The sequence below is a fragment of the Bacteroidales bacterium genome (genome assembly GCA_023229505.1).
Classification (GTDB): Bacteria; Bacteroidota; Bacteroidia; order Bacteroidales; family JAGOPY01; genus JAGOPY01.
In genome coordinates this window covers 1-16969 of sequence record JALNZD010000061.1, presented here as the reverse complement: position 1 = coordinate 16969, position 16969 = coordinate 1, and the positions used below count along the sequence as shown (strand labels likewise).

The 16969-nt window shown below is 38.2% G+C and carries 15 protein-coding genes and 1 pseudogene; 7 read left to right on the top strand and 9 right to left on the bottom strand.

What is annotated here, in order from left to right:
- Positions 1 to 243 precede the first annotated feature (243 nt).
- On the top strand, positions 244 to 2352 hold the full coding sequence (locus M0Q51_15895) for a hypothetical protein (protein MCK9401460.1): 2109 nt from the start codon (positions 244 to 246) through the stop codon (positions 2350 to 2352).
- Between the two features lie 39 nt (positions 2353 to 2391).
- Here the strand turns inward: M0Q51_15895 and M0Q51_15890 are convergent, their stop codons facing one another.
- Positions 2392 to 3630: a glycosyltransferase family 4 protein gene (locus tag M0Q51_15890; protein ID MCK9401459.1), complete on the bottom strand. Its 1239-nt coding sequence runs from the start codon at positions 3628 to 3630 to the stop codon at positions 2392 to 2394.
- A gap of 17 nt (positions 3631 to 3647) precedes the next feature.
- Positions 3648 to 4451, bottom strand: a complete 804-nt coding sequence (locus tag M0Q51_15885) for a glycosyltransferase (protein MCK9401458.1) — start codon at positions 4449 to 4451, stop codon at positions 3648 to 3650.
- Between the two features lie 82 nt (positions 4452 to 4533).
- Here M0Q51_15885 and M0Q51_15880 point away from each other — a divergent pair, with 82 nt between their 5' ends.
- Genes M0Q51_15880 through M0Q51_15870 form a run of 3 tightly spaced genes read left to right on the top strand, consistent with a single transcriptional unit; the run spans position 4534 to position 7096 of the window.
- The gene (locus tag M0Q51_15880) at positions 4534 to 5382 is read left to right on the top strand and encodes a hypothetical protein (protein ID MCK9401457.1); all 849 of its coding nucleotides are present in this window, start codon (positions 4534 to 4536) and stop codon (positions 5380 to 5382) included.
- Complete coding sequence (locus tag M0Q51_15875) at positions 5382 to 6329, top strand: aldolase/citrate lyase family protein (GenBank protein MCK9401456.1); 948 nt, start codon at positions 5382 to 5384, stop codon at positions 6327 to 6329. Before M0Q51_15880 ends, M0Q51_15875 begins: the two co-directional genes overlap by 1 nt.
- Complete coding sequence (locus tag M0Q51_15870) at positions 6329 to 7096, top strand: hypothetical protein (protein ID MCK9401455.1); 768 nt, start codon at positions 6329 to 6331, stop codon at positions 7094 to 7096. Before M0Q51_15875 ends, M0Q51_15870 begins: the two co-directional genes overlap by 1 nt.
- 32 nt (positions 7097 to 7128) lie before the next feature.
- On the opposite strand, the gene M0Q51_15865 is transcribed toward M0Q51_15870, so the two are convergent.
- Together M0Q51_15865 and M0Q51_15860 are read right to left on the bottom strand one after the other, a co-directional pair.
- On the bottom strand, positions 7129 to 8988 hold the full coding sequence (locus M0Q51_15865; GenBank protein ID MCK9401454.1) for a glycosyltransferase: 1860 nt from the start codon (positions 8986 to 8988) through the stop codon (positions 7129 to 7131).
- Positions 8963 to 9871 (bottom strand): glycosyltransferase, encoded by a 909-nt coding sequence (locus tag M0Q51_15860; GenBank protein MCK9401453.1) that lies wholly within the window; start codon positions 9869 to 9871, stop codon positions 8963 to 8965. Before M0Q51_15860 ends, M0Q51_15865 begins: the two co-directional genes overlap by 26 nt.
- A 250-nt stretch (positions 9872 to 10121) precedes the next feature.
- Between M0Q51_15860 and gmd the strand changes: the two genes are divergently transcribed.
- Both gmd and M0Q51_15850 read left to right on the top strand, forming a co-directional pair.
- On the top strand, positions 10122 to 11234 hold the full coding sequence (gene gmd, locus M0Q51_15855) for a GDP-mannose 4,6-dehydratase (GenBank protein MCK9401452.1): 1113 nt from the start codon (positions 10122 to 10124) through the stop codon (positions 11232 to 11234).
- Positions 11227 to 12300 (top strand): GDP-L-fucose synthase, encoded by a 1074-nt coding sequence (locus M0Q51_15850; protein ID MCK9401451.1) that lies wholly within the window; start codon positions 11227 to 11229, stop codon positions 12298 to 12300. The genes gmd and M0Q51_15850 overlap by 8 nt, the downstream gene beginning before the upstream one ends.
- A gap of 91 nt (positions 12301 to 12391) precedes the next feature.
- On the opposite strand, the gene M0Q51_15845 is transcribed toward M0Q51_15850, so the two are convergent.
- The 4 genes from M0Q51_15845 to M0Q51_15830 all read right to left on the bottom strand — a co-directional run bounded on the left by M0Q51_15845 (position 12392) and on the right by M0Q51_15830 (position 15547).
- A complete protein-coding gene (locus M0Q51_15845; GenBank protein MCK9401450.1) occupies positions 12392 to 13726 on the bottom strand; it encodes an IS5 family transposase in 1335 nt (444 codons plus the stop codon).
- A gap of 106 nt (positions 13727 to 13832) precedes the next feature.
- Entirely contained in the window at positions 13833 to 14063 is a 231-nt protein-coding gene (locus M0Q51_15840; GenBank protein ID MCK9401449.1) for a hypothetical protein, read from the bottom strand.
- A gap of 90 nt (positions 14064 to 14153) precedes the next feature.
- Positions 14154 to 15266, bottom strand: coding sequence for an AAA family ATPase (locus tag M0Q51_15835; GenBank protein MCK9401448.1), 1113 nt, complete (start codon positions 15264 to 15266; stop codon positions 14154 to 14156).
- A gap of 32 nt (positions 15267 to 15298) precedes the next feature.
- Positions 15299 to 15547, bottom strand: coding sequence for an ATP-binding protein (locus M0Q51_15830; protein MCK9401447.1), 249 nt, complete (start codon positions 15545 to 15547; stop codon positions 15299 to 15301).
- A 28-nt stretch (positions 15548 to 15575) separates the two neighbouring features.
- Between M0Q51_15830 and M0Q51_15825 the strand changes: the two genes are divergently transcribed.
- The gene (locus M0Q51_15825; GenBank protein ID MCK9401446.1) at positions 15576 to 16154 is read left to right on the top strand and encodes an ATP-binding protein; all 579 of its coding nucleotides are present in this window, start codon (positions 15576 to 15578) and stop codon (positions 16152 to 16154) included.
- Positions 16155 to 16275: 121 nt separating this feature from the next.
- Here M0Q51_15825 and M0Q51_15820 read toward each other — a convergent pair.
- Positions 16276 to 16835: pseudogene (locus M0Q51_15820) on the bottom strand (helix-turn-helix domain-containing protein).
- Positions 16836 to 16969 lie beyond the last annotated feature (134 nt).

Here is a 16969-nt window from a genome sequence, read left to right as displayed (position 1 = left end):
ATTTTCATCAATGCAAGTATCGGAAAATATTAACCCCATGTCAAATAAAGTTATAAAACGTTCTTTGGTCAGGTACTCTTTCATTATCTTTGGTCTGTTAATATGTTCATAACCGCTGAACAGTAACGAATACTTTTAATTTCAATCAGGGCTGATAAATTCTCCACTTAGGGTTAAGCAATGATTATATTTAATTTATTTTCAATTTTATCACTATTTGCATTATTCTATAGGCAAGCTGAAATGCGCATTGCATTTGTGAAAGCCATGATAATAAATGCATTTTTTTCAGTAGTGATGCTGGAAACATTTTCATTCTTTAACATGGTTAAGCGGTTGCCTATTTCAATTTTTTGGGTTATGATCTGCATAGTGCTTGTAGCTCTAGCATTTAAAAAAGGTAAGTTTAAATCTGTGTTTGTTGATTTTAGTGAGCAAATTCATCAGTTAAAGCTCGATAAATCCAATTATTTCTTTTATTTAATAGTTTCTCTTTTTTTAGCGTCATTATTTTTAATAGCATTGCTGTTTCCACCTAACAATTGGGATTCAATGACTTATCACCTGAGCCGTGTTATGCATTGGATCCAAAATGGTAACCTAAACTTTTACCAAACTAATAATATCCGCCAACTATTTACGCCCTGTTTATCTGAATATCTTATTTTGAATACTTATTTATTAAGTGGTTGCGATTGTTTCGCAAATTTGATTCAGTACTTTTCAATGATTAGCTCTTTATTACTCGTGACATTAATTTCTGAGCGGCTTGCAAACAAAACTAGTAAAAGAAAATCGGTTTTTGTATCGATTCTTTTACTTGTTATAATTCCGATGGGCATTCTCCAGGCTACAACAACTCAAACAGATTATCTTGCATCATTTTTCTCCTTAGCCATAGTGTATTTTGGATATGTGCCAATTATAGAAAAGCAATTAAAATTAAAGCACATTATTCTTTTTTCGATATGCTTAAGTCTTGGATGGTTCGCTAAACCGACTTCTTATTTGTTTGTTTTTCCATTTTGTGTGGGAATTGCTGTTGTGTGGATAATAAAATATAAATTTCAATTAATAAAAGCAATTCCCCTGGTAATATTGTTTTTCATTGTTATTAACGGACAACTGATTTATCGGAATTACAGTTCATTCGACAATGTTTTTGGTAATGTAACTAATAAGCAAGAAATATTGAACTTTGGAAATATGATATCAACGGCTGCAAAAAATATTTCGATGCATTTGGCATTACCATTCCCTTTATGGAATAAGATGGTTGAAAATGGGATAACCATTATGCATCAAATAATTAATGTCCCTGTTGATAATGCAAATGTTAACTACCTTAATACAAAATATGGAATCTGGTATAGAATCGATGAAGATGCAGCAGGAAACCTGATTCACCTGTTATTATTTATAGCTGGTGTCGTTGTTTTGTTTAAATTGTTAAAAAAATTCGCTAATAAAATACTATTGATATTTTATTTGGTTGCTTTAGTTACAGGATATTTGCTTTTTTCATTGGTTTTTAAATGGCAACCATGGCAATCCAGACTTGATTTGCCATTTTTTTTACTTGCAATCCCATTTATTTCAATTGTTCTGAGTGATGGGAAATATTATCGAATTCTATTTTTTATTGAGAAAATCATGAGTTTTCTTATGAAATATAAAAGGTTATTCCTTATTTCTTTCACTACAATCAGCTTTATCACTTTCTTATTATTACAGCAACCTTCCGTAAGAAATATCATTATAGTTAGAATAGGTGAAATTACCGGCATAGAAATTCATCAAGGATATTTTTTTTCTTTAGATTCAAAATTGTTGTTTTTGAGTTACAGCATATTGTTTATTTCCTCTCTTTTTATTTTGGGGTTAGTTTTCAGTAAAAAATTGCTTTTCCTTTCAAATCTAAGGAACATATTAATAATAGTTTTAAGTGTGTCAGCTTTGCCATATCTTATATTTAATCCTTTAAAACCGATTGAAAAATTAGGTGTTTCAAGAAATGAAAAATATTTTGTCGGAAGAGTTGATTTAAAAACTGGATATTTTAATGCAGTTCAAGTTATTCAGACTAATCAATACAAAAAGATTGGTTTGTCTTTTGGAGGAGATAGCTGGGAATATCCATTATGGGCTTTAATAAAGAACAAGGATGAAAAACAAATGGAATATTTTGGAGCAAATTATTACAATTCAGGTTTTGAATATTCGGATGCAGAGGTAATAGTTGGAGATATTCCACCAAATAATGATAGTTTTGATATACTTTATGATTGGGGATATTTAAAAATGTGGTCCGGAAAAATGGAGCGCCCTGCACTACCTGTCGGTGATCATTGATGCCAGTCCTTCACCCATCGTGTTTCATGTATCATCTTATTAGTTAGTTGTTAGTCGTTCATAAAGTGAAATAAATCGCTGCACATTCTTTTTCATGTCAAACTTGTTCTTCACGGTTTCCACGGCTGCTGAAGAAAGCTGCCGGTTGCGTTCCCTGTTTTCAAGACACCATAATATCCCCGCAGCAAGGTCTTCCGGTTTAAAAGGTTCTGCGAGATAGCCATTTACTTTATGTTCCACGATATCGAGCAGGCCGGTGGCCCCGAAGGCCACGACCGGTGTCCCGCAGGCCATGGCTTCCGTCGCGGTCTGGCCAAAAACCTCCTGGATAGAAGGGACCACCATGACATCGGCAGCGGAGTATAGCTTTCTAAGCTTTCCATCATCTGCAATATGACCAAAGTAACGCGCGTTGAACCCGGGAAGGGATGTTGTTTCCCGTTTTGCTGAACCAAAAACCGCCAGTTCGATATTTTTTTTATCAGGGATAAGTTGCAGGGCTTCAGAAAGCTCGATAAAACCTTTCAATCTGTTTTTGGTGGCATCCAGGGCGCCAAAAAGTATGATCTTTCTATTGGCAGCGAAACCAAAATAATTTCTTGATAAGGCTTTATTCTCCGGAAAAAATACACCGGTGTCCAAAGAATTGGGGATAATTTCAACCGGGAAACCGCCCAGCAGGGGACTCCTCCTGACACAGCCTGCAAGCCAGTGACTTGGTGTGATAATGGTGAGGTTTCTGATTTTGCGGTAGGTCTCTATTTTACGGTTAAAGATCCACCGGCTGAGATCACGCTCCTTACTGGATATGAGAATGGGACAGGCTCCGCAGGCTTTTTCATATCGGGTGCATTCTTCGGCATAATGACATCCGCCGGTAAATGCCCACATGTCGTGAAGTGTCCATACAATGGGGACATTTATTTCCGCAAGGGATTCCAGCCTGACAAAGCCACCTGTTATCCAGTTTAGATGAATTATATCGGGCCCGACTTTTTTAACTCTCCGGATGAAATTACCAGGTAAGTATGCAGGAAAGAAAGGGATCCTGCGGCGGTGCCAGGGAAATGTAATGGCAAAATCCAGGTAGGGGCGCAGTTCTGCGGCCATTTTATTAAACCTGCCAGATGGGCCTAAAATATCATCGTCATCCCCCCATTTATTCTGAACCATTAACTTCACATCGACCTGTTGGGACTTCAATGCCTGATAGACCCGCAAAGCCGACCTTGCCGCCCCTCCCCTGATATCATATGTGTTCACCATCAATACCTTCATTCCTGTCCGATTTTTCTCTAAGATATTAAATTCTTTCTGAATAAACGAATCATGACAGTAAACAGTCGTTCCGGAAGTATCATTTTTACCAGATCAATTACATACAGGAATACGAACATTTTCAGGAAGTAAAATTTTCTGCTGAAATCCATACGTTGAGACTGCTTTGCCCGTCGGTAGTATTCCCGGAGGATGGAGGCCTGTCCCTTGTTCGAAATGCCGTAAGCATCACATATCACCAGCGGGACAGGTGTATACCGGACCCGCACCGGATCTCGCAAACAGCATAGAATCAGGTCATAATCTGCAATCTTGGGATACTTTGTATCAAACCGTTCTTCTTTGAATAAAGATGCCCTCATGAGTAAAGCCTGGTGTGAAAAGATCATGCCTTTCCACCGTTCTTCAAAAGGCCGTGCCTTGTGGTATACCTTAAAATCCCCATAATCGGCCAGGCTATCACCATATATAGCATCAATACCATCATGACGAAGTTGTTGAATGATTCCGGAAAGGCTATCAGGGCCAAGGAAAACATCGCCGGCATTCAGGAAATTAATCCATTCACCGGTTGCTAGCCCGATTCCTTTGTTCATGGCATCATAAGGTCCCTGGTCAGGTTCACTGACCCAGGTTGCTATATTAAGGCCATATTTTTTGATGATCTCCAGCGATCCATCCTCAGATCCACCATCAATCACAATATATTCAACGGAAATCTTTCGCTGGGAAATTACGCTTCGGATTGTTTTCTCCAGGCCTGTCCTGTTGTTCAGACTGACTGTGACGATCGTAATCCTGGATTCCGCTGGATGATGCATGTGGGAATTATTTCAGAAAAACCTCAAATTTAGCAATTAAATTAATCTAATTTTACCCACCCAAAAGGATATACCTTCAAGGATGATCACCTATTTAGCACAACATAAAACCATAGCAATTCTCCTGCTTACTGTATATTTCCTTGGGCTGGTGTATTTCCATGATGCAGCAACAGTTGTGGCCGACTGGCTGAAGTATAAACTGACTCTCAGTTATTATAACCTTTCTTTACTGATATCAGGGCTAGCCCTCTCATCGGTCACGGGATATTTTTTATGGCGAACAGTTATTAAACATCCCGAACGCAGGATGTTTTTCCTGTGGTTCCTGATCACCATTCTGGCCATGATCCTGGCTCTCTTTACCATGATGGTCGTGAATATGGAAGCTATTCATTATCTGCAGTATGCCATCCTTGCCGTGTTGATTTTTCCGCTGGTTCAGCGCTATGAAGATGCATTTATCGGCGCCACCATCCTTGGCATGGTTGATGAGATGTACCAATACCTGGTGCTGAACCCTTCTTTTAAGTATTTCGATTTCAATGATATCATCCTGAACATGTTGGGGGCCGGCGCGGGTTTGCTGGTCATGGCTGCCGCAAGCTTTCCAGAATCCCGGAAACCGCGCAAATGGTACCGTTCATCTTCGTACTTCTTTATAGGGATAATAATCCTCCTGGGTATCATTATTTCCGGAAATTTCCCGGTCACTTTCTTCCCTGTCCCCGTTGATCATAATGGGTGGCATTGGTTCTCCCTTTACCGGCAAAACCTTTCGGATCCATTCTGGACCCCACTTTACGCAAGCAGGCATTATCACATTTTCCGCCCCTGGGAGGGGATTATGGTAATGTCGGTATTGACTTTTTTTTATGCACGGATTGATTATTTTTATGCTAATGCTTCGAGGAAAAAATCAATCATATAATGAAGCTAAACAGGATTTACCAGTACATTTCCTTAAACCAGGAAGTGCCGAAAATTCTTCAAACCCTGAAGAAATGCCAGAAGGCCAGTATTATTCCTATCCTGGATTTGGAAGACAGCCTCCAGATACCCTTTGACCCTGAGAAAACTGCTGTTCTGAAAGCCCGTGCACGAAAAATTCTGAAAACCGTCCTTCAAATCGCAAAAGAACAGGATTTAAAAATTAAAACAAGCCTGCGGATCAATGCAACGGATACTGTTGAATTTGTCAATGATATTGAATTGCTGAAGGAGATAAATCCTCTCATCACCTGGGGAAGTCTTTTTTTGCCCAAAGTGCATTCGGCAGAAATCCTTAAAGAATATATCAATGCCCTCGACGGGATTAATTATGAAGAAATGGTTGTGATGGCTGAAAGCCAGGCCTTTTTCGATAATTACAAAGAAATCATTACGATATGCAAGGGTGAAAAAATCGATAAAATACACTTCGGCCATTGGGATTATTTCTATGATGCCAGGGCGTTTCCTATTCCCCTTCCTGATGATAAAAAACTCTGGGATAAGGTTTCGCAGCTCCTTGAAATGATCGAACCGGAAGGTTTCCATTATATTCGTACTCCATTTTGCTTCCTTTTCCGGCATGATGAATTCAAATCTCTCATTACTTACCTCGACGGGATAACATCTGTTCCTTTCGGTGCGAGTACTTTGTCGTTCTCCCAGGCATTGGCGATATGCAAGCTCAATGATAAGGCACCTCCTGCCTGCCCGGTAGATTATTCATTCACCGGAGAAGAACAGTTGAAGATCGCCAATGATCTGGTGGAATTTTTCAACCGTACGGTTTCTCCGGAATACAGCTTTAATATCGACACGAGCATTTATCGTTTCTACGCGCCGCATGAATATCTTAATGCATTGGATTTCCTTAAAAGAAACACCTGATGGAAAATTTAAACATCGGCATTATTGGTGGGTGCATGACCTTTCAAAAGGATATTAAAATTTCGCAACTTTTTCATCGAAGGTTTTCATCTTTAGTAAATGAGAATCATGGAATTAAAACATATTTTTATCTGAAATACTATGATGAATTTTCCCAAATACCTCAATTGGCAAATGAATTATTTGAAAAACAAGATATTAATATAATGATTGTGCAGATCAGACCAGAACCGTTCTTTAAAAGGGCTGCATTTATTATTGATAATCATAAAGGAAAATATATAATTAATCCTACTCTTTTAAATAATAAGGGGCTTAAATCAATTGAGAAAATATTAGGAACAAAAGATCCGGTTTATATCAACTCAAAGAAAGACCTAAGTATAATAAAATATTACTCCTATTTACCTTTTCTTATGTTCAATTATCAAATCGGCCACATCTTTGGCTTAACGATAAGGTCAAAAAATGGGATTCTAGGTGCGATAAATCTAGTTAATGAGAAATGCATGGAGAGAAAGATCCCTCTTATTGTTATTGGAATTTTAAACTCATTAAATGAGCATAGTGATAAAGTTGCAGGGAAGCTTAATACAGATGCAAAAAAAGCCTTCATAAAATCCAACCTTCATTATATTGATATATATTCCACGATTAATAAAGATCTGAAAAAGTACTTCAGTGAAGATAAGTATCATTTATCATATGAAGGGCATTTGCTAATTTCTGATATGTTATATGATACTTTTCGTACCAACCTTTTGTAAAACTTGCTAAATAAAATAACTAAATGATTTTTTTAAGAATGAAATAATATATCCTTGCTAATTTTCTTTTTTATTGAGGGACTAGCATACCAAATGCATTTATGGAGTAAAATCTTAATACGGTCCAATCTGTTTGTTTTCTTTGATGCAATGCGTTCAAGTTCTCCCAGGTACAGATATTTATCCGCAGATTTTTGGTTTTCATTAATCCTGAATACAGCAAGAGATTCTTGAAGAATATATAATCTCGTCTGAAAAGAAAATTCATGCCATAAGTAATAGTCACCTGCAAACTTAAAGGATTGAAGTTTGTTAAAATCAACATTTAACAATAATTCTTTCCTCCAGAAAGTACTCTCCTGCTGGATGAAAGGGAGCAAAACACCATTGTAAATTCCTTTCTGAACATAGTCAGATGAATAACTGAAAGGCAGAAGTGATTTAAGGATGGAGCCTTTGACATTACCAATATTAATTATTCCGGTAAGCCATTTAACTTTTTCATGATGATTAAAAGCATTTAAAACTTTTTGAAATGCTCCTGGGAGATAGAAATCATCAGCATTGATATAGGAAATAATATCTCCAGTTGCCATTTTAAATCCTTTCACCAGCGCATCGTACATGCCAAGATCAGGCTCTGAAATCAACCGGAAATTGATATCTTGGCAACGCCATTGAGATTTATCCTTAAGAACAGGTTCAATAGTACGCTCAATGATTTCAAGCGTCTGGTCATGGGAACCACCATCAATAATTAAATATTCGATTTCAAAATTGCCGGCTTGCGAAATTACGCTCATGATAGCATTATCTATAAATCTCTCTGCATTCAGGCAAACCGTTATCACAGAAAACTTCATTAATTCAGTAATTTCATTTCTATCACCCAATTTTTTTAATCCTTCATTCAAACCTTTAATTTGGTTATAATATTCGTTGTAATTATAATAATTCTTGACTGTGAAAGAAAATTTAGAATAATAGAGCTGAAGTTGCAGAGTTTTTGGATTTCCTTTTATATCTGAAAAGATATTAAATCCCCTCCATATCAGAAAAAGAAGCAATTCTCTCAATGATTTAAACAAGAGTGATCCGTATGACAACTTTTGTCCCTTAAAAAAGAGATAATAGATTTCAATTATAGCATTACTATACCCGAATCCTTTGAACATATTAACCACATATGTCCATTTGAGTCTTTTTGACGTGATAAAATGTTTCAATTGCAACCTTTCATCGTACCATAACTTCCAGCCCGCCATTCGCATAACAAAGCAGATTTCCGTGTCTTCTCCAGCCAAAAGTGCATTCCCTATCCTCCCTGTTAACAAAGGTTTAAATCCGGCCAGCCTGATGTCCTCAAATGCCGATTTACGAAGTGACAAGCCGGCTCCCCATAAGTAACCTCTGCTCATTGTCAAATATCCCGTGGATTCACCTTGTTTTCCGACTGCAAAAGATTCTTTAATTTGCTCAAACCAGGCTGGAGGATTTATTTCGCACTCAGCCTCAATCTGTCCTCCGCAAATTCCCACTTGAGGGTGGGAAGTGAAAACATCAAAGATTACATTAATCCAGTTTGTATCTATCCAATTATCATCATCAATAAATGAGATGAACTCATATTTTGCTTCGGCTATTCCGCGATTTCTTGCATGAATCAAACCTTTAGCACTCTCATAAATAATCCGGCAAGGAACCTGAATATTCCACATATCTCTGACAACCTGCTGAGAATTGTCAGTGGATGCATTATCGATTAAAAGAAATTCCCATTCTATAGTTTCTGGAACATTTTGATTTAACACGTACCTTATGGTCTCTTCTAAAAGTTCAGAGCCATTGTAGGTGCAAATAATCAGACTAACTCCTTTTGGGAAAATAAACATAGTTGTTGTATTGAGAATGGAGATGATGTTTTAAATATAAGAATTTTATCAGTAATTTAAGCTGAAATTCCTGAAAGAAGGTAAATTGACTATTTTTTAATTCCTGCTCAATTATTTCAGCTCTCTGCAGAATTCGTCGTCTTTTATATCCTTTTTCCTGATCCTTTTTGTAATTATTTACATAATCAGCAGGCATATCACTTAAAATTTTGTCTATGAAAGAAAAATTACTATTCGTCCAAAGTGATAAATTATTTATATTCTGATCATGTGTTTTGCATTGTTCTACAAATCTAAAAACACCCAGAATATTTTCTTCAAACATCTTTGTTAACCTGAATTTCTTCGCACTGTTTAAAAGAAATTCGAGGTCCATAGCATAATGATTATCTGAATTATAGCCGCCGACTTCTCCCTGAACCTTTCTGGTATAAAAATACCCTACCGGATTTACACAAAATGCCTCTTGTTCCCAGTGCCTTATCATTTTGTCAAAATCAGTTTGTGGATCATTAATCAAAAAGGAACCATCTGAAAACATGACTTTTATCTTTCCGACAACAAAATCACAACCATTCAGAAAATAAGGAATAATTGATTTAAAAGCATCAGGATAATAATAATCATCTGCATTAAGATATCCGATAATATCCCCACTTGACATCCTGAAACCTTTATTCATAGCATCCGCCTGTCCTCCATCTTTCTCTGATACCCATATAAGGTGAGGATTTCTTTTTAATATTTCCATTGTCCCATCTGATGACCCACCATCAACAACAATATGTTCAACATTCTTATATTCCTGCATCATTACACTATCGATGGCATCCTGAAGATATGCAGCAGAATTCAGAGACGGTGTTATAATGCTAATTTTCATTTGTCCATTAACAATTAACGAAAAATAATATTATCACTGAGAGTAAAAATAATAAAATAGAATCAAGTAACGGTCCGTAATAATAAATCTATTATTTCTTTCTCGAATTGACAAATGTCCCTGATGACTGTGACCAAATTATAGTAAAGCTTGACTATTATGAAATATCCAATTACTTTTGTATAAATTACATGTAATTGATTCCTTATTTTTTGGAACATATTTAATCTTTCTTTAAAAAATAATATATATGAAATCAGCTCTGATTACAGGTATTACCGGACAAGACGGAGCTTATCTTGCGGAATATTTACTTAAGTTAGGGTATGTCGTTCATGGAATTAAAAGGCGAAGTTCACTGATCAACACCGAAAGAATTGATCATTTATACCAGGATCCCCACGTTAAAGATCAAAACTTCATCCTGCATTACGGAGATTTAACCGACTCAACAAATCTCATTCGAATTATTCAACAGGTTCAGCCCGATGAAATATACAATCTGGGCGCCCAATCGCATGTGCAGGTAAGTTTTGAAACCCCTGAATATACTGCAAATTCTGATGCTTTGGGGGCTTTAAGGCTGCTTGAGGCGATAAGACTACTTGGCTTAACCAATAAAACCAGGTTTTACCAGGCCAGCACCAGCGAACTTTTTGGCTTGGTGCAGGAAGTGCCGCAGTCTGAAAAAACCCCTTTTTATCCCAGGTCGCCTTATGCTGCCGCTAAACTTTATGCTTACTGGATAACAGTAAATTACAGGGAGGCATATAAGATGTATGCCTGCAATGGAATTCTTTTCAACCACGAATCACCCATCAGGGGAGAAACATTTGTAACCAGGAAGATTACCAGGGCAGCATGCAGGATATCCCTAGGTTTGCAGGATAAGCTCTTCCTGGGTAACTTGTCTGCACAGCGTGATTGGGGTCATGCCAAAGATTATGTCAAAGCCATGTACCTGATGCTGCAACAGCAGGAACCTGAGGATTTTGTAATAGCCACCGGAAAGACAACCGAGGTGCGTGATTTTGTCAGAAAATCATTTGAATTTCTTGGTATTGAACTTGAATTTTTTGGTGAAGGAGCCAATGAAAAAGCACGTGTTATCAAATGTAACAATCCCGAATACATGGTTGAACCTGGAAAGATCATGATTGAAGTTGATGCAAGGTATTTCCGACCAACTGAAGTGGAATTATTGCTTGGTAATCCTTCAAAAGCTAAAGAAAAACTCGGCTGGCAGACCGAACTCACGCTTGACGACCTGATTCATGACATGATGGAGTCAGACATCAGGCTTATGAAAAGGGAACAGTTTCTTAGTAACGGTGGTTTCAAAATCAAAAATTATTATGAATAAAGATGCCAGGATTTATATTGCCGGGCACCTGGGCATGGTCGGATCTGCTATCCTCAGGAACCTTCAGGAGAAAGGCTACGGAAATTTTATCCTGCGTACATTGGATGAACTAGACCTTTCCAGGCAGGAGGAAACTGAAAAGTTTTTTAACCATGAAAAGCCTGATTATGTGATTGATGCGGCCGCCAAAGTCGGAGGGATCGTAGCCAATAACACTTATCGGGCCCAGTTTATTTATGAGAACCTGATGATCCAGAATAACATCATTCATTCCGCCTACTTGACAGGTGTGAAAAAACTGCTTTTTCTCGGCAGTTCGTGCATTTACCCCAGGCTGGCACCTCAGCCTTTAAGAGAAGAATACCTGCTTACCGGTGAACTTGAGCCCACCAACGAGCCTTATGCCATTGCAAAGATTACCGGTATCAAAATGTGCGAAAGCTATTACCGTCAATACGGCTGCAATTTCATCTCAGTCATGCCCACGAATCTGTATGGGCCCAACGATAATTTCAATTTGGAGACATCCCATGTGTTACCTGCGCTGATCCGCAAGTTCCATCTGGGAAAATGCCTGGATCAGGCTGATTGGAAGGCCATACGTGCAGACCTGGAAAAAAGGCCGGTTGAAGGCATTGATGGAAAAGCTGACGAATCGGTTATCCTCGCGATTTTAAATAAATATGGGATTTGCAGGGAAAATGGAAAAACTTCTATCGCTCTTTGGGGAACCGGCAATCCATTGCGGGAGTTTATGCATGTCGATGACATGGCCGCAGCCTGCGTTTTCATAATGGAAAATATTGACGCAGCTCGTCTTTATCAGGATATCGGCTTAAGTCATATTAATATTGGCGTTGGCGAAGATATTAGCATTGCCGGGATTGCCGGACTCGTGAAATCAATTACCGCGTACGCAGGAGAAGTTCAGTATGATAAAGACAAACCCGACGGCACCCCAAGGAAATTGATGGATGTGAGCCTGCTGAAAAGCCTGGGTTATAGCCCGGCAATTGGTTTAGAGGAAGGTCTCAGGGAAGTATACGTAAATTACCAGAAGTTTTAGTCAACTTTGATTGAATAATTCGTAAAAGACCCTTAGCATCTGCACAGTCTGTTATATAGTTGATCCTTATTAAATCACTTTTTTCCTTCATTCAAATACATGGGATATTTACCGGAGCAAAAAACTTTGCTTGATATAACCACCGAAAAAGGAAAAATAAAATTTCTTCTCGTTTCATTCTCATCCATTTCATCATATTGTAAGCCGCAGCAGCCAATAAGGTGTTGATTTTGTCTCCGGCTGTGCCTTTCAGATAATTTCTCAGCATCCTGTGATCATGTTTCAGGTGTGAGATAAGTCCTTCTATTCCAGCTCTTGATCGGCATCTGGCCTCCCGCTGTTTTTTCTTGTAATAACTTTCCTTTTTATTGGGTATTGGCATGACAATTTCGATCGATTCGATTTGTTTTTTTATCTTATAACCCCTGTCAACAATAGCTTTCTTGATATTGCCTCCGGTCAGTTCCTGAACCTGCTTTAACTGTGGCTCCAATGTATGGCCATCATAGGTGTTTTCTTCAAAGGCCATGGCACCAACGATGATACCTGTTTTCCTGGTATAGGCGAATGAACTCTTATTTCCAAATTCATATGGCTTGTGCTCTTTCCCTTTGGCAATACATAGAACGCCCGGTTCATGAATGCTGTATACTTTGTTTTTATCGTCACGTTGCTGAATCAGCACCCGGTAAATTACGGTAAGCCTGTCGAAAAGATCCTGGTTAGGAGTCGGATCCAGCTGGGTGACCACATCCGAATAAATCTTTACGGCAATCCGGTGCAGCTTTCCCTGCAAACGGATCCGTCTTTTAAAGTCCTTCGGACTCCTGCAAAAACGTAATTGATACTTGAGCTTTTTGATCTCCCGGGTGTAGGTCCGTTTCAACTTCAATCCTTCTGTATTGGCAATCTTCTTGCAATGTTCGATGGCCTTTTCATACAACTTGCGATCCGTGGGATAGGTTATATTCTTTTCCTGTACCGTAGTATCCACCCTGACTTCCTTTACTTCCTTGCGGATCAACTCTGCTCCGAATAAATCAATACTCTGCCTGAAGATCTTTTCCATTCCGGCTTCACCGATTCTGTGTCGGAAATGAACAAAATCACTCGGATCAAAAGGCAGGTTGTACTGAAAATAAATCTCACCGCAAAAATGCTGCCAGTAAGGATTTTCAAGATATCTCGCAACAACTGTTTCATCCCCCAGGTTGTACATCTGCTTCAGGAGCAATAATCCAACAATGGTCCTTATTGGCACAGAAGGCCTGCCAACGGTGCCATACAAGGGCGCAAACTCTTTCTCCAAAGATTCCCAATCGATTTTCTTTGCCAATAAACAAAGTTCATGCTCTGGATGAATGAAACTGACCAGGGTTGTTTTGAACATTTCGAGCTGCGGCCGGACCGGTAATTTTTTCATCATAATTTGCAGGGTTTTGATCAAATTTAATCAAAATCCAGACACGTTCAACCATTTCAAAGAACATAAGTTATTAACAATCAATATGTTAATAATTGTTAAGGATCAACTATATATTTTTCCCGTCTGATGAGATCATTTTCAGTTGTACGATAATTTCGTACAACTGAGAAAATCCTTCAGAGTTAAGCTTTCTTTTAAGGTCGCTCCAATATCTTCTCGGATTATTGCTTTCAGTTAAAATTTCAATAACATCAATTACTGCAAAATACCATTTTTGCGCTTGCTCATTCCATTCATTGCGTATTTGCTTGCTTTCAAAAAGTTTAATATTACTCATACGTTTTAAGAAAATTCACTGCTAATTTAATCAAATAATACTTCGATACCTGGACTTCTTGTGGATCGCCCTAAGAGTGATTATTGGTTTTTAGTAATTAAAACCAAATGCCCATAACGGGATAGTTTTCATATATCCATATTCAATATCATCTTTTACCACAAAGGCGTTTTCCACATCCGCTATTTGTTTGCGGGTTTTGTTTTTACCACCTACTTCAAAGTTGTAATTGTCAATTTTGAAGTCGGAAACCTCGGAGCAAAACAGTTGATGATTCAATCGCATTTGATTAAAAAAGAAGGTTTCGCGAATGTTTCCAACATCGGGTCGTTGTTCGCCAATAGCATACATCAAATTTGTGTTATCCAAATAAACCTTTTCAACTTTACCCAATAACCGTATTCCGTTAGTATCGTTACGCAATTGAGCTATGATGCCTGCCCGTTCAAAATAATACAGAAAATCAACAATTTGATTTCGGTGCACACCGATCATTTCTGCTATTTTTGTGAAATTCGGCTTAAAAGGCACACTGCTCGAAACAATGTACAACAATTGTTTCAACTTTTGCGCGGTAGAAATATTCATTTTTGAGAAAATCGGAATATCTGTCTCCAACGTTAAATTAATAACATTATTCAATCGCTCATAGTAGCCCGATTCCTTATAAAAAGGATAATATCCTTCCCTTAAATAACTTCTGAAATGCGTTAGGGGGTGTTCGATGCCCGATAGCTCTACCCTATTGGCAATAATATCCTCCAAACTATACGCCGGAAGTTGTAAGCCCTGCGACATATTCAGATATTCGCGAAACGACATGCCCTGCAAATAAAAACTTAACACTCGCCGACTTAGGTCATCACTCCCTTTGTAAACATCAAGAATGGACGATCCCGTGAATACTACATGCAAATCGGAAAAATTATCGTATATCATTTTCAACTCTTTCGACCATTCGGCATATTTATGAATTTCATCTATAAACAAATGTTTACCTCCATTTTTGTAAAATTCGGATGCTAAATAGAATAAGCTGTTATCTGAGAAATAAAGATCGTCTGCACTTACATAAAGCGTATCCCGATAATGGTGATGTAACTTGATGTGCTGGAGAATTAGCGTGGTTTTGCCAACACCGCGTTGTAAGCGGTAATTACAAATGCAGATTTTCGGTAAATAAGAATGCAAGTATTTCTGCATCGTTAATTTCCGATTTGCAAAGGAACAAAATATTAAAGAACGTTATTTTCAAAGATTGTTTTTCTGTTTTCCAACCGGTAGGATTTACCGGATAATTTGACCACTTCGCACTTAAAAAGCAACCTATCCAGGATTGCTGCAGCCAGAACTTCATCATCAAGTACTTTAACCCATTCATCCGGGCTTTTGTTAGTTGTGACGACAATAGAGGCATTCTGGTGAAGATGATCAATGAGATTAAACAGGGTCACCGATTGTTTGCGTTCGATGGGGAACATCATAATATCATCAATCACTAAAAGATCTGCATTGAGCAGTACAGTATATTCACGGGAGGCCGATTTTGGTAATCTCCTTCATTTTCAACAGATGGTCCAGTTGTTCCATAGTCCTGAAGCAGGCTTTATAACCCTTGAGCAAGGCTTCGTAACAAAGCCCGGCTGCGATAAAGGTTTTTCCGATAAATGTAAAATTTTACATTATTGTGGAAAAAGTTACCTGGTCTCTGCCCTAGGCCATCAGGCTTGTCTGAAAGGATATAAGGTTCTGTACTTCAACTGCCAGAAACTCTTTCCTTCCTTGAAAGTGGCAAAGGCTGACGGATCATACCCCAAAGAAACCACCCGCATTGAGAAATCAGATTTACTCATCCTGGATGACTTCGGCTTACAATCCCTTGATGCTCAAACCCGGATGATTTTACTGGAAATCATTGAAGACCGGTATGATAAAAAGTCAACCATCATTGGCTCCCAGCTCCCGGTTGACAAATGGTACGACATCATTGGGGAGGGTACCATCGCTGATGCAATCCTTGATCGGTTATATCATGGATCTCATCGCATCGATTTAAAAGGAGAATCGATGCGGAAGAAAAACAATAAATAATAATTTTACAGAAACAAAAAGCCATTGACTGTTCTTTAAAATCCTGTCCTCAAAAATCCCCCTCAAAAGAGGGGGGGTCAGTATGGCCGGAATGAGGGGTCAGTATCACCGGAATAAACAATTCATCCATACAAATGACAGGATTTCTCGGATTATATGGCCTTTTGTATACATCTAAAACACGCTCCATGTTTGCAACAAATTCACTACTCTTTTCCGGTGGAATCACCCATCCTTTCACTTTCCAAGGCTTAAGTTCGTTTTTTTTAGCACCTCTCTAACGGTCACGTAAGAAATGCTTTCAACATATTTTAGCTCAACCATCTTATCAGCCAACAAGCGTAACGACCATTTAGCATACCCCTTCGGGGGATCACTACAACATAAGGTTACTAATTTTGCTTCTACATCCCCATCAACTTTTCTTTCATATATGCGGGTTGTTGGTCTTCTTTCCAATGTCGCCTCCAGACCTTCCTCAATGAATTTTTTTTTGACACGATCGATTGTTCTCATCCCGATTTTAAGAACCTTTGATAGTTGTTCATTTGTTACTTTTTCAGAATACTTCCCCTTATCACAATTAAGAAGAATGTATGCTGTCCGAAATGTTTGCGAAGTGTGAGAGCCCTTGTTGATGATACTCCTCAGTTCTTCCACCTCAGCTCTTGTTAATTTAATGGTATACTATAATACTCCCCAAAATTCAGACCACTGGTTAAGTTGAAAAAAGTCTAATTTTAACAGTGGTATTATGAAAGCAAAAAGAAGAAAATTTACGTCGGCCTTTAAGGCCCGGGTAGCCATTGAAGCGC

Excerpts from the sequence above, each read along its gene's own strand:
- M0Q51_15895 (MCK9401460.1), top strand. The coding sequence starts at position 244 with ATGCGCATTGCATTTGTGAAAGCCATGATAATAAATGCATTTTTTTCA.
- M0Q51_15890 (MCK9401459.1), bottom strand. The coding sequence starts at position 3,630 with ATGAAGGTATTGATGGTGAACACATATGATATCAGGGGAGGGGCGGCA.
- M0Q51_15885 (MCK9401458.1), bottom strand. The coding sequence starts at position 4,451 with ATGCATCATCCAGCGGAATCCAGGATTACGATCGTCACAGTCAGTCTG.
- M0Q51_15880 (MCK9401457.1), top strand. The coding sequence starts at position 4,534 with ATGATCACCTATTTAGCACAACATAAAACCATAGCAATTCTCCTGCTT.
- M0Q51_15875 (MCK9401456.1), top strand. The coding sequence starts at position 5,382 with ATGAAGCTAAACAGGATTTACCAGTACATTTCCTTAAACCAGGAAGTG.
- M0Q51_15870 (MCK9401455.1), top strand. The coding sequence starts at position 6,329 with ATGGAAAATTTAAACATCGGCATTATTGGTGGGTGCATGACCTTTCAA.
- M0Q51_15865 (MCK9401454.1), bottom strand. The coding sequence starts at position 8,988 with ATGTTTATTTTCCCAAAAGGAGTTAGTCTGATTATTTGCACCTACAAT.
- M0Q51_15860 (MCK9401453.1), bottom strand. The coding sequence starts at position 9,871 with ATGAAAATTAGCATTATAACACCGTCTCTGAATTCTGCTGCATATCTT.
- gmd (MCK9401452.1), top strand. The coding sequence starts at position 10,122 with ATGAAATCAGCTCTGATTACAGGTATTACCGGACAAGACGGAGCTTAT.
- M0Q51_15850 (MCK9401451.1), top strand. The coding sequence starts at position 11,227 with ATGAATAAAGATGCCAGGATTTATATTGCCGGGCACCTGGGCATGGTC.
- M0Q51_15845 (MCK9401450.1), bottom strand. The coding sequence starts at position 13,726 with ATGATGAAAAAATTACCGGTCCGGCCGCAGCTCGAAATGTTCAAAACA.
- M0Q51_15840 (MCK9401449.1), bottom strand. The coding sequence starts at position 14,063 with ATGAGTAATATTAAACTTTTTGAAAGCAAGCAAATACGCAATGAATGG.
- M0Q51_15835 (MCK9401448.1), bottom strand. The coding sequence starts at position 15,266 with ATGCAGAAATACTTGCATTCTTATTTACCGAAAATCTGCATTTGTAAT.
- M0Q51_15830 (MCK9401447.1), bottom strand. The coding sequence starts at position 15,547 with ATGATGTTCCCCATCGAACGCAAACAATCGGTGACCCTGTTTAATCTC.